General features: G+C 64.1%; 9 protein-coding genes. 4 read left to right on the top strand and 5 right to left on the bottom strand.

Annotated elements, in window-relative coordinates; all coding sequences use genetic code 11:
• Window positions 1-539: 539 nt before the first annotated feature.
• The 4 genes from glpC to AACQ43_RS00345 form a co-directional block, all read right to left on the bottom strand.
• The gene (gene glpC, locus AACQ43_RS00360) at window positions 540-1,742 is read right to left on the bottom strand and encodes an anaerobic glycerol-3-phosphate dehydrogenase subunit GlpC (protein WP_146061780.1); all 1,203 of its coding nucleotides are present in this window, start codon (window positions 1,740-1,742) and stop codon (window positions 540-542) included.
• Between the two features lie 50 nt (window positions 1,743-1,792).
• Window positions 1,793-3,073, bottom strand: coding sequence for a glycerol-3-phosphate dehydrogenase subunit GlpB (gene glpB / locus AACQ43_RS00355; protein WP_011706292.1), 1,281 nt, complete (start codon window positions 3,071-3,073; stop codon window positions 1,793-1,795).
• Window positions 3,063-4,742 carry an anaerobic glycerol-3-phosphate dehydrogenase subunit A gene (glpA, locus tag AACQ43_RS00350; protein WP_168965332.1) on the bottom strand — a complete coding sequence of 560 codons (1,680 nt, stop codon included), beginning with the start codon at window positions 4,740-4,742 and terminating at the stop codon, window positions 3,063-3,065. The genes glpB and glpA overlap by 11 nt, the downstream gene beginning before the upstream one ends.
• 193 nt (window positions 4,743-4,935) lie before the next feature.
• The gene (locus tag AACQ43_RS00345; protein WP_168965330.1) at window positions 4,936-5,391 is read right to left on the bottom strand and encodes a YchJ family protein; all 456 of its coding nucleotides are present in this window, start codon (window positions 5,389-5,391) and stop codon (window positions 4,936-4,938) included.
• Between the two features lie 131 nt (window positions 5,392-5,522).
• Here AACQ43_RS00345 and AACQ43_RS00340 point away from each other — a divergent pair, with 131 nt between their 5' ends.
• The 4 genes from AACQ43_RS00340 (at window position 5,523) to AACQ43_RS00325 (ending at window position 10,788) form a co-directional block, all read left to right on the top strand.
• A complete protein-coding gene (locus AACQ43_RS00340; protein WP_168965328.1) occupies window positions 5,523-7,190 on the top strand; it encodes a methyl-accepting chemotaxis protein in 1,668 nt (555 codons plus the stop codon).
• A gap of 131 nt (window positions 7,191-7,321) precedes the next feature.
• Window positions 7,322-8,533, top strand: coding sequence for an ROK family transcriptional regulator (locus tag AACQ43_RS00335; protein WP_024944477.1), 1,212 nt, complete (start codon window positions 7,322-7,324; stop codon window positions 8,531-8,533).
• The gene (locus tag AACQ43_RS00330) at window positions 8,530-10,113 is read left to right on the top strand and encodes an ATP-binding protein (RefSeq protein ID WP_168965326.1); all 1,584 of its coding nucleotides are present in this window, start codon (window positions 8,530-8,532) and stop codon (window positions 10,111-10,113) included. The genes AACQ43_RS00335 and AACQ43_RS00330 overlap by 4 nt, the downstream gene beginning before the upstream one ends.
• Entirely contained in the window at window positions 10,114-10,788 is a 675-nt protein-coding gene (locus AACQ43_RS00325) for a response regulator (protein WP_168965324.1), read from the top strand.
• Between the two features lie 69 nt (window positions 10,789-10,857).
• On the opposite strand, the gene AACQ43_RS00320 is transcribed toward AACQ43_RS00325, so the two are convergent.
• Complete coding sequence (locus AACQ43_RS00320; protein ID WP_168965322.1) at window positions 10,858-12,390, bottom strand: tripartite tricarboxylate transporter permease; 1,533 nt, start codon at window positions 12,388-12,390, stop codon at window positions 10,858-10,860.
• Window positions 12,391-12,395 lie beyond the last annotated feature (5 nt).

Raw genomic sequence — 12,395 nt, 5'->3', positions numbered from 1 at the left:
ACTAGGCAGGAGCAGGCAGGCCGATTAATTGTTATTAGTGAATAAAACCCATGTATTTATGCGATTGCTCGAGCTGGATATTACCAAATGGGTAAAACGAATGATGATTTATCGGGAGTGGGATTGCGCTAGATCAATTGTCGGAGCAGGCAACGAGCGGAAATGAGATCCCGGTTAAATTATGAGGAAACTCAACTTATTGCATCATTGTTAATGCGGTGCACCATGCACCGTGGCGGCCATGGCCCGCCAGCCCGCGTCCCACAAGGGGAGGCAACTAAAATTGCTTGCCTTCTATCCATTTGGAGATAATAAAAACAATGTGAATAAATATGCTGTTGTGGCGGCACTAAAGGGGGAGGGATGGATCCTGTTGGTTGCCGGATTCAATCAGTGAGCTGCTCATGGGGACCATGGCTCATTCGAGCGATGCCCCAATAAAAAGAGCCGGCAATTACCGGCTCCTTTTCTATCTGGTATTTGCCGAGCGGGCCCTCAGGTGGATGGGGGGCTCGCAACCGGATATGGACGTGCTCATCTCAGGCCAAGGCTTGGGCCAGCAGGTGAATGGGGTGTTCACAGCGGAACGGCGTGCTCATCTCGATCTGCCACTTGCAGGTCTCGCAGTCGGTGATGACCAGATCGGGCTTGAGGCGGTTTATCTGATCAAACAGCCCTTCGCCGATGGCCTGGCTGGTCTGGTAGTTCTCCGACTTGAAGCCGTAGGTGCCGGCGATGCCGCAGCACTGGGAGTCCAGCACGGTCACCTTGACCCCTGGGATGGCGCGCAGCAGCTCGAGGGTATAGATGACGCCCCCCATCTTCTCCATGTGGCAGGGGGTGTGGTAGGCGATGTGCAGATTGAGCGGCTTCATCGCCGGCTTGTTGCCCTTGTAGAACTCGTTCCACAGGAAGCGGGTCACCAGCGAGATGCGATCGCGCACCTTGTGGTTGTCCTGCTCCAGCAGGTGGGGATATTCGTCGCGCAGGGTGAAGCCGCAGGTGGAAGAGGTGGCCAGCAGCGGCATCTCGTTGCCAAGCAGGGTGTTCTCCAGCTGCTTGATGTTGAAGGCCGCCTGCTGCTTGGCCTTGTCCATGAAGCCGTTGGCAATCAGCGGCACGCCGCAGCACTTCTCCCGCTCCAGCAGCTGGACGCCGATGTTCATGGCGTTGAGCACCTGCACCAGCTCTTTGCCGAGCTGCGGGTGGTTGTAGTTGACGTAGCAGCCGTGGAAGTAGGCGATTTGGCGCTCAAAGCGGGCCTGACTCGCTTTCTGCTTCTTGTACCAGCCGCGGAAGGTGCCCTGGGAGTATTTGGGCAGATCGCGGTGGGAGGAGACCCCCAGCGCCTTGTCCAGCACCAGCTTCATCGGCTTGAGGCCGGTGGTGAAGTTGACCACCGGGGCCATCAGGGTGGACATGCTGCCCATCAGATCGGTGTGGGAGAGCACGAACTCGCGGATCCCCGGTTTGAAGCCGCTGTACTGGTGCTTGGCCTTGGCGATTATGTCGCCGATGCGCACCCCGCTCGGGCAGGCCACTTCGCAGCGCTTGCAGTTGGTGCAGTATTTGAGGGCGCTGTCAAAGAGCTCGGGGCTCTTGATGCGCAGCCGCTCCCCATCCGGGCCCGCCTGCTTGGGGCCGGGGTAGGCCGGGTTGGCCTTGGCCACCGGGCAGTAAGCGGTACAGACGGTGCATTTGATGCACTGATCGAAGGTTTGGTTGGCATGATCCAGTAGCATGTCAGTTCTCCTCCCGTTGGGTGTGAAGGCACGGGATATGGGACAAATCATCATTGGGCTGAACTCAAAATGTGACCGGCAGCCTGCCAGCCGGTGGCGACGGCAACACCTGAGCCTGACCCCTCTTTGATGGGATCGTAGTGAGCCAGCACGCTGCCCGCGCCGTAGAGGTTGGTGAGCGGCTTGCCGCCACGCAGCACTCTGAGCTTGTCGTCGGTCTTGACCCCGAAGCCCATGAAGGGGTGGTGGTCGAACAGGCGGCGGCCGGCCCAGGCATCGCGCTCGGGCAGACTCAGCACATCGGCGTTGAAGATGGGCTCGCGAATGCCGCGCAGACGCGACTCCAGCCCGCGGCTGAAGAAGCTGCCGGAGGCGAGCACGAAGTGGTCTGCCTCGAACAGCTGATCGTCGCCATTCTGGCTGTGCACGCCAATCACCCGATCGCCCTCGTAACGGGCGCCCAGCACCCGCTCGCTGGTGAGGAAGGTGCCGCCAAGGGCCATGAAGCGGCGCTTGAGCGCCTCCTGCATCCGCATGCCGATCAGTGACGGCGGCATGGTGGCCACCTCCTTGATGATGCAGCCGGTGCGCTGCTCCAGCTCGGCCAGGCGCGGGCCGACCAGCCCCAGCGACAGGCAGGCGGGCAGCACCAGGTGGTGGCAGCGCGGCTCACCGCTCTCTTGCACCAGGCGGCTGATCTCGCGAGCCAGATCCGTCAGCAGGTCACGCTGGCCATTGCCCTGCTTGTCGAACAGGCGGGCGATGTCGGCGGAGCGGAACTCGTGGGGATTACGGCTGAACTCGGCCAGCTGGGGCAGGCGGAGCTCCCCGGTCAGGATGCGGCAGTGGGCGAAGCGCGTGTGGGTCGCCAGGTTGGCGGCCGCGAGCTCGGGGTGAAAGTCGCGAAATCCCTCCAGGGTGGCCAGCAGGATGGCGTCGGGGGCCGGCGCATCGGTCACGCAGGCGCAGGTGTCGGGGGAGAGCCAGGTAGCTTTGAGGGTGCCGATGGGGGTCAGCCGCTGGTGATTGCGCTCCTGGCGAAACAGCGGCAATCCCTGCGCGGCGCAGTGGCGCTGCAGATCATCGAGGCTCGCCGCGATATGGGTCAGCCCCACCTTGTTGTAGGGATGCTCGGGGTTGGCGGCCATGAAGGCGGGCAGGGCGGCGCGGGGATCCCCCTCGCTCTCCAGCAGATCGACCGAGCCGGAGGAGAAGTGCAGGGCGCTCTGGCCAGAGGCCATCAGCAGGGTCTTCTGGCCGGCCTCGGCCAGGCGCAGGGCCGCCGAGAGGCCCGCCATGCCGCCGCCGATAACGATGCTGTCAAATTTCATGGCTGCGCTCCTTGGTGGGATTTGCGGTGCTGGCGTCGAGCGGGAAGGGGGGCTCGGCCACCAGGTGGGGGGCCGTCCACTCGCCAAGGCCGAACAGCCCCTCGTAGATCCAGTAGGTAAATTCGGCTTCGCGCAGGGCATCGCCCCACAGCACCGGCCGGGTGCCCTTGTAGCGCTCTTCCAGGAACTGGCGCAGCATGACGCAGGCCTGACGGCCGTCGGCCTTGCCGTACTCCTGTATCAGACCGGCGGCGCGATAGGCGCACAGCTCCCCCTGACAGGGGCCCATGCCGAGGCGGGTGCGGCGGCGCAGATCCACCAGGTTGTCCACATCCAGCTCGCGTAGGGCGTATTCAATCTCGCCGGCAGTGACCATCTCGCACTCGCAGATGAGGGCGTTGGCCTTGGGGTTGTCGCGGAAGAAGGCGATGACCCGCTCGCCGTGGCGGTACTGGGCCGAGCCTTCGGCAGGCACCGAGAGGCCGGGGGCGGAGACCTTCTCCGGATCCCGCGAGCCGGGCAGATTGAGCTCGGCGGTGCGGCAGGGCTTGCTGTTGCCCAGCTTCTTGGCCAGCAGATCGGTAGCCCATTCAGCCATCAGCCGGTAGGTCATCAGCTTGCCGCCGGTGATGGTGTTGAACCCCTTGAGGCCATCGCGCTCGGCGTGATCCAGCAGCACTATGCCGCGGCTGATGTTGCGGCCCGACTCGTCGCCATCCACCGCCACCAGCGGGCGAACGCCAGCGTAGGCGCGCAGCAGACGGGTGCGAGCCATGATGGGGGCGAGCTTGATCCCCTCGCGCAGCAGCACCTCCACCTCTTCAGGCTCGACGGTGAGCTGGTCAATCTTGTGGTAATCGATGCGACTCGAGGTGGTGCCGATGAGGGAGATGGTATCGCCCGGCACCAGGATGTCCGCGTCTGCCGGTTTGCGGGCGCGGTTGAGCACCAGCTGGTTGATGCGGTAATCCATGATGAGCAGGGAGCCCTTGGCCGGGAACATGCGGATGCCGAGATCGGCGTATTCGCAGATCTGCTGGCCCCAGATGCCGGCGGCGTTGATCACCTCTTGGCACTCCACCTCGAACGTTTCACCGGTGCGGGTGTTGATGGCCTTGACCCCGTGCACCCGATCCTGGGTGCGCAAAAGCCCCAGCACCTTGCTGTGGGTGAAGATGCGGGCGCCGTGTTCTTTCGCGTCCAGCACGTTGGCGGCAGCCAGACGGAACGGATCGACCGTGCCGTCCGGCACCTGGATGGCGCCGATCAGCGCCGGGTTGACATTGGGTTCGAGGCGCAGCGCATCGGCGGGATCCAGCTGGCGGGCGTCGATGCCCGCCAGGGCGCAGGCGTCCATGAAGGTATTTTGAAAATTGATGTCATCTTCCGGCAGGGTAATGAAGAGGCCGCCGGTGTCCTCGACGCAGTGGCTGGCGATCCGCTTGAGGATGCGGTTCTCCTGAATGCACTCGCGGGCGGACTCCTGATCCGTCACCGCGTAGCGGGCGCCGGAGTGGAGCAGGCCGTGGTTGCGGCCCGTGGTGCCGGCGGCGATGTCGTCCCGCTCAAGCAGGATGCAGTCGATGCCGCGCAGTGCGCAATCGCGCATGATGCCGGCTCCGGTGGCGCCACCCCCTATGATGACGACTTGTGTGGTTATTCTTTTCATTCTTGCCCGTCTCATCTCTTCCAGATGGTGCCAGTGTGGCCTGTCTCTGGGCGAAAATGTTTGATATGGGCCAAGTTAATGTTCGCAAACGCTCAAGTTAAGGGGTGTTAATGAGCAAATCGTGATTGTTGTCACACTCCAGCAACAGCAGAGGGGGCCGCTGGGCCCCCTCTGTCGACACGAGTCACGGCGCTCAGCCGCAGCACTTCTTGAACTTCTTGCCGCTGCCACAGGGGCAGGGGTCATTGCGCCCCACCCGCAGCGGCGCCGGATCCTGCTCGCCGTCGGTGTAGACCCAGCGCCCCTGATGACGCACGAAGCGGGAGCGCTCATGCAGGCAGTGGCGCTCCTCACCCTCCATGAACCAGGCCTTGAACTCCACCATGCCAAGGGGGTCATCGGGGCCGCCCTGGCTGGCGATGATCTCGAGCCCGTCCCATTGGGTGTCGGTCTGGGAGAGCTGCTCTGCAGTCAGATCCCCCAGATAGTCAGGGTGCCAGCTGTGCACCAGGTACTCCCCCAATCCCAGCACGAAGGCGCTGTAGCGCGAGCGCATCAGCTGCTCCGGGGTCTGGGCGGCGGCTCCCCGGTGCAGTGATCCACAGCACAATTCGAGAGAAAGAGTTGAACCGCAAGGACATTTTTTCATGTGTCTGGTCATCAGAGTCGATAGATATAGAGGGCGGGGATTGTAGCGAAAGCGGGTCCCCGTCGACCAGCATCCTATACTGGTCTGGTAGGAACGGAACGCCCATAAAAATAGCTGCAAGGATGTGAAAGATGACGCTAAAGCAGAAAATTCTGTTGTTGGGAGCCGTCCCCGTGCTCCTGATGGCCCTGGTGGTCAATCTCAGCAACTACATGATTTCAAAGAGTGACCTGGAAGCCGATCTGGTGGTGGCGCGAGAAAATGCCATCAAGGATCGCAAGGCGTTGCTCAGCAGCTACCTGATGCTGGCCAAGACCGCCATCGATGCCGTCTACAACCAGCCGGACAGCCCGGCGGTGCGCAAGCAGGTGACCGAACTGCTGCGGCCGCTGCGCTACAGCAGTGACGGCTACTTCTTCGTCTACGACTTTCAGGGCAACACCATACTGCTGCCGACCCGCCCCGAGATGGAAGGCAAGAACCGCTGGCAGGACAAGGATGCCAAGGGCAAGCTGCTGATCCAGGAGATCGTCAAGGCGGCGCGCCAGGGGGACGGCTTCTCCGAATACTGGACCGCCAAGCCCTCCATCGGCCGGGATGCACCCAAGCTCTCCTTCAACCTGGTGCTCGACAAATATCAGTGGGTCATCGGCACCGGCTTCTATATCGACGACATCGACAATGAGCTGGCGGTGCTGCGCACCGAGCGTGAGAGCAACATGCGTGACTCGCTGCAGAGCAGCGTGCTGCTGATCCTGGTGATCCTGGGGGTGACCCTGGCCGCCACCGTGGTGATCGGCAACCGGGTCACCCGGCCGCTGGCGGATGCGGTCTCGGCCCTCAACGACATCGCCGACGGGGAGGGGGATCTGACCCAGCGCCTCAAGGTGCAGAGCCATGATGAGATTGGTCAGCTGGCCACTGCCTTCAATCGCTTCGTGACGCGGATCCAGTCGGTAGTGAGCCAGGTGGGGGAGACCAGCAATCATCTGTTCAGCGCGGTGGAGAAGCTGCACCACCTGAGCGAGCACTATGACCATCAGATGCACGGTCACAGCCGGGAGACCGATCAGGTGGTCACCGCGGTGACCGAGATGAGCTCCACCGCCCAGGAAGTGGCGGCCAGTGCCTCCAACGCGGCCACCGCCACCAGCGATGCGGCGCGCGAATCCGATGCCGCTCGCGGCGTGGTGGGCACCGCCATCAACAGCATCAACCGGCTGGTGGGCGAGGTGCACACCGCTTCCGGGGTCATCGAGCAGCTGGCGCAGGAGACCGCCAAGATAGGGTCCGTGGTGGAGGTTATTCGCGGCATTGCCGAGCAGACCAACCTGCTGGCGCTCAACGCCGCCATCGAGGCGGCCCGGGCCGGCGAGCAGGGGCGCGGCTTTGCGGTGGTGGCGGACGAAGTTCGTTCGCTGGCTGGTCGCACCCAGCAGAGCACCAAGGAGATCAACGAGATGCTGCAGCGCCTGCAGGGTGGGGTGAAGCAGGCGGTGGACGTGATGCAGGCGAGCGAAGAGCGCAGCAAGGAGACGGTGCAGGAGGCGAGCCACATCGCCACTTCCCTCGACAGCATGGTGATGGCGGTCAGCACCATCAACGACATGAACATCCAGATAGCCACTGCCGCCGAGGAGCAGCACGCAGTCTCAGAGGAGATCAACAAGAACTTGGTGGCCATTCAGCAGATCGTCAGCGAGCTGACCGACGCGGCGGTCGAGTCCAACAGCACCACTCGCGATCTCGCCAGCACCGGCGACAAACTGCGCAAGCTGGTCTCCCAGTTCCGCTACTGATGGGATGACAAGAGGGGGATGTCCCTCACAAGATGCGGCCTGAACCCCGGTTCAGGCCGCACTTTATTTGGGGATTGACCAATAATATGTGAAAATTGCCCCCCTCTGTGTCAGCACTTGCCCCGTACCCTATGAATGAGATCGTGAAAGGCAGTATCGATTTGATCCGTCAGCTCAACTATGGCCTGGTCTACGCCAGCCTGGAGGAGCACAAGGAGCTGTCCCGTACCGATCTCTCCCGCTTGACCGGCCTCTCGCCTGCCAGCATCACCAAGATCACCCGCGAATTGCTCGACGGCGGTCTGGTGGTCACCTGTGGCGAGAGCTCGGTGGGGCGCGGTCGCCGCCAGACCCTGCTGCGCATCAACGAGCGCCGCTTCCAGTTTCTCTCCATGCGCCTTGGCCGCGGCTATGTGGACATGGCGCTGTTCGATCTGGCCGGCCGCTCGCTTGCCCGTCATCGCCATGTCTTCAGCGAAGGGGAGCGCGCCGACCTGCTGGCCAGCCTGGTGCGGGCCATCGAGGGCTTCTTGCCCAAGAAGGCGCTGCGCCTCGCCTGCATCGCCCTCTGCCTGCCGGGGCAGGTTGAGCGCCACTCCGGCATGGTCAAGCACTTTCCCTTCTACGATCTGCGCAACTGGCCGCTCGGTCCCACCCTGCAGGAGGCCTTCGCGGTCCCCGTGCTGGTCAGCGGCGACGTGCGCACCTGGATCCAGGCCGAGCGCGAGTGGGGGGCCGCCAAGAACTGCGCCGATGCGGTGCTGGTGTTTGTGCACAACGACATCGGGGTCGGCATGGTGGTCAACGGCCAGCTCATCGAGAGCGAGTCAGCCCTGCTCGGCGATCTCAGCCATTTGCAGCTCGAACCTTACGGTCAGCGCTGTTATTGCGGCGGCTTTGGCTGTGCCTGCACGCTGGTGACCAATCAGGCGCTCGAAGCCCAGTATCGGGATCTGCGCGAGCGGATGCAGGAGTACGATCTGCCCGAGAGCGTCACCATTCGCGAGCTGTGCGAGCTGGCGCTGGCGGGCAACAGCCTCTGCCAGGACATCCTCCATCAGGCGGCGGGGCGGCTCTCCCGGGTACTCTCCAACCTCATCTGCCTGCTCAATCCGGGCAAGCTGCTGCTGGGGGGTGAAATCACCCGCGCTGATCGGCTGCTGTTCCCCATGCTGCACCAGTCCCTGGCAAGCCAATTGCCGGCCGAATACCTGGTGCGGCTGCAGATTGAATCCACCCACTTCTACGAAGATCCCACCAAGCCCACCTCGGTGCAGGTGCACAAGGCCCTGCGCGACGGCAGCCTGCTGCTCGACTTGTTGCGAGGCGACAAGGAGGCATGAAGCTGGGGTTGCAAGGACGCATCCTCCTCATGCTCTGTCTGGTCAGTCTGCTGCAGCTGGTGCTGCTGAGCGGGGCCAGTTACTACTATGTGTCCGAGCAGCGCTACCGCGAGGTGGGGGATCAAGCCCTCGACGTGGCGCGGCTGGTGGCCCGTGAGCCGGGCGTGCTGGCCGGGGTGAAGCGGGCCGACACTGCTCGTCTCAATGTGCTGGTGGAGCGGATCCGCGCCGAGGTCGGTGCCAGCTACATCGTCATCGGCGATAAAGACGCGCGCCGGCTAGTGCACCCCAATGCGGATCGCATCGGCCAACCCATGATGGGGGATGATCCGAAGCGGGCGCTGCAGGGGGAGGCCTACATCTCCCGCGCGCAAGGGTCCCTTGGGGTCTCGGTGCGCGGCAAGAGCCCCATCCGCGATGAGCTCGGCCAGATCATCGGGGTGGTCTCGGTCGGTTATCTGGTGCGGGATATCGAGGCGGATCTGCAGGGTTTTCTGCGCTTCGGCCTCGCCATGACCCTGCTCATCGTGCTGCTCAACAGCCTGGCCGCCGCCTGGCTGGCCCGCCGTTACAAACGTGCCATCCTTGGCTTTGAGCCCGAGCAGATCGGCCGCCTCTATGCCGAACTCGACTGCACCCTGCGCAGCGTGCGCGAGGGGATCCTCACCATCGACGAGCAGGGCCGGCTCACCTCCCTCAATCCCAATGGCATCCGCCTGCTGCGCCTTGACGAGCAGACGGCCCGGGCCGCCATCGGCCAGCCCGTCACCCGGCTGCTGCCGGAGAGTCGCATGCTCTCCCTCATTCAGGATCCGCGCCCCCAGTTTGACGAGGAGATAGTGCTCAACGGCCAGTCCCTCATCGTCAACCGGTTGCCGCTGGTGCGCGATGGCAAGCTGATCGGCGCGGTGTCGAGCTTTCGGCGCAAGGACGAGCTAGCCGAACTGAGTGCCCAGCTCTCTCAGGTGCAGGCCTACAGCGATCTGCTGCGGGTGCAGACCCACGAACACCACAATCAGCTCGGCACCATCGCCGGGCTCATCGAGCTCGGGGCCACCCGCGAGGCGCTTGCCTTCATCGGGCGGGAGGCGGCCACCGAGCAGAGCCTGCTGAGCTTCCTGATGAGCGCCATCGCCAAGCCCAAGGTGGCCGGCCTGCTGCTCGGCAAATACCACAGGGCTCACGAGCTGGGGCTGGTGCTGGAGGTGGACCCGGATTCCCGCCTGCACGACATTCCCCTTCGCGTCAGCGGCTCCCAGCTGGTGACGGTGCTGGGCAATCTCATCGACAATGCCTTCGAAGCGACCCGTCGCCACGGTGCCCCCTACCAGCCGGTGCGGGTGGCGTTGAGCGATCTTGGCCAGGATCTGATCCTGGAGGTGGAAGACGGGGCGGGGGGGATCGATCCCGCGCTGGCGGATCGCCTGTTCGAGCGGGGCGTCAGCAGCAAGGTGGAGCCGGATCACGGCATCGGCCTCGCGCTGGTGCGCAAGACCCTGGATGCCCTGCAGGGGCAGATCACCATCGAAGCCACGACGCAGGGGAGTTGCGTCGTCTGTTACATTCCCAAGGAGGTGTGAGTGATCAAGATCCTGATCGTCGAGGATGACCCGGCCATTGCCGAGATCCACCGCCGCTTCGTGCAGCGGCTGGCGGGGTTCGAGGTGCTGGGGGTGGCGCTCACCCTGTTCGATGCCAGAGAGCAGATAGAGATCCTCAAGCCCGATCTGGTGCTGCTGGACGTCTGGCTGCCCGATGGTGAGGGCTTTGCCCTGCTGCGGGAGCTGCGCCAGGCGGGGGCTTCCCTCGACGTGATACTGCTCACCGCGGCGCGGGAGGCCGGTGCCCTGCAGGAGGCGATGCGGCTCGGGGTGGTGGATTTCATCCTCAAGCCCGTGGTGTTCGAGCGGCTGCGCGACACCCTCGACAAATATTGCCAGAGCCGCGCCGCCCTGGCGGCGCTGGCCGACATCGATCAGCAGGTGGTGGACGCCCTGCTGGGGACACCGTTGCAGCAGGTGGCGGCGAGTGGCCTGCCCAAGGGGATCGACGGGCTCACCCTGCAGCGGGTGCTGGCGGCGCTGGGATCGCAGGGAGCCAGCGCCGAGGAGATCGGCGGCCGGGTCGGAGTGAGCCGTACCACGGCGCGCCGCTATCTGGAGTTTCTGGTGGGCCAGCAGCTGGCGAGCCCGGAGCTGGAGTACGGCACCGTGGGCCGGCCGGAGCGACGTTATCGCCAGCCCCGAGCGGGATAGCCACCCATCTCGTCTTGCCAATAAAAAGAGCGCCTGCCGGCGCTCTTTTGCTGTGTGGGATCTGCCAACTCAGCTCGGCTCGGATTGCAGTGTGGCGGCCGGTGCGCGGCGCGCCTGCCACCACTGCCACACCGGCAACAGCAGCATCACCAGGGTGATCAGCGTAAAGGCGAGGGTGATGGGGCGCTCCCACAGGAAGCTCAGGGATCCGTCGTTGATCACCAGGGCCCGGCGCAGGTTGTCCTCCAGCATGCCCCCCAGAATGAAGCCGAGCAGCATGGGCGCCATGGGGAAGTCCAGCAGGCGCAGGCCGATGGCGATCAGCGCCACCAGCGCCATCACATAGATGTCCATGGTGTTGAAAGAGACCAGATAGACCCCGATCAGCGAAAACAGCAGCACCATGGGGATGAGCACGGGGCGTGGCACCTGCAGGATCTTGGCAAGATAAGGGATGAGCGGCAGGTTGAGGATCAAGAGCACCACGTTGCCCAGATACATGGAGATGATCACCGACCAGAACACGTCCGGGTGCTCCATGAACAGGCGCGGGCCCGGCTGGATGCCGTAGGCGATGAGGGCCCCCAGCATCAGCGCCGTGGTGCCGGAGCCCGGGATCCCCAGGGTCAGCAGCGGCACGAAAGCCCCGCTGGAGGCGGCGTTGTTGGCCGCCTCCGGGGCGGCGATGCCGGTCAGGCTGCCCTTGCCGAACTCCTCCTGCCTGCGCTTGCTGGCGAAGTTGCGCTCGGCGCCATAGGCCATGAAGGAGGCGATGGTGGCACCGGCCCCCGGCAGCACGCCGATGAGGAAACCCATCACCGAGGAGCGGGCGATGGGGGGCGCTATCTCTTTGACCTCGTCCCTGCTCAGCTTGAGGGAGCCGAGCTGCTGGATCTTGCGTGCTTCCTCCTTGCTGGTGTCCTTGCCCGGGCGCAGCACCGTCATCAGGATCTCCGCCAGGGCGAAGGTGGCCATGGCCAGCAGCAGGAAGGAGAAGCCGTCGCGCAAGTCCGGGAGGCCGAAGGTGAATCTGTCCACCCCGACGCTGCGGTCGATGCCGACGGTGGAGAGCATGATGCCGAACAGCGCCATGATCAGCGCCTTGAGCACCTGGCCCTTGCCGGCAAAGGCCGCCACCGCCGAGAGCCCCAGCACCATGAGGGCGAAGTAGTCCGCCGACTGGAACGAGAGGGAGACATTGGCCAGCAGCGGCGCCGCCACCATCAGGAAGATGGCAGACAGGGTGCCGCCGGTGAAGGAGGCGTAGGCTGCGATGGCCAGCGCCTTGCCCGCCTGCCCCTTGCAGGCCAGCGGATAGCCGTCGATGGCGGTGATCATGCTGGCGGAGCAGCCCGGGGTGTTGATCAGGATGGAGGAGGTGGAGCCGCCGAACATGGAGCCGTAATAGACCCCGGCCATCAAAATGATGCCGGAGGCGGGATCCAGCCCGTAGGTGATGGGGATCATCAGGGCGATGGCGGTGACGGGCCCAAGGCCCGGCAGCATGCCGATGAAGGTGCCGACGAAACAGCCGACGATCACCATGAAGATGTTGATGGGCATCATGGCGGTGCCCAGTCCTTGCAGAATGCCGTCTAACATGAGTT

The sequence above is a fragment of the Aeromonas sp. DNRA1 genome (genome assembly GCF_963888745.1).
Classification (GTDB): domain Bacteria; phylum Pseudomonadota; class Gammaproteobacteria; order Enterobacterales; family Aeromonadaceae; genus Aeromonas; species Aeromonas hydrophila.
The sequence above is the reverse complement of the archived record's forward strand: the minus strand, read 5'-3'. Positions and strand labels throughout refer to the sequence as shown.

Bases quoted from the DNA above. Each gene is read 5' to 3' on its own strand.
- glpC (WP_146061780.1), bottom strand. From the start codon at position 1,742: ATGCTACTGGATCATGCCAACCAAACCTTCGATCAGTGCATCAAATGC.
- glpB (WP_011706292.1), bottom strand. From the start codon at position 3,073: ATGAAATTTGACAGCATCGTTATCGGCGGCGGCATGGCGGGCCTCTCG.
- glpA (WP_168965332.1), bottom strand. From the start codon at position 4,742: ATGAAAAGAATAACCACACAAGTCGTCATCATAGGGGGTGGCGCCACC.
- AACQ43_RS00345 (WP_168965330.1), bottom strand. From the start codon at position 5,391: ATGAAAAAATGTCCTTGCGGTTCAACTCTTTCTCTCGAATTGTGCTGT.
- AACQ43_RS00340 (WP_168965328.1), top strand. From the start codon at position 5,523: ATGACGCTAAAGCAGAAAATTCTGTTGTTGGGAGCCGTCCCCGTGCTC.
- AACQ43_RS00335 (WP_024944477.1), top strand. From the start codon at position 7,322: ATGAATGAGATCGTGAAAGGCAGTATCGATTTGATCCGTCAGCTCAAC.
- AACQ43_RS00330 (WP_168965326.1), top strand. From the start codon at position 8,530: ATGAAGCTGGGGTTGCAAGGACGCATCCTCCTCATGCTCTGTCTGGTC.
- AACQ43_RS00320 (WP_168965322.1), bottom strand. From the start codon at position 12,390: ATGTTAGACGGCATTCTGCAAGGACTGGGCACCGCCATGATGCCCATC.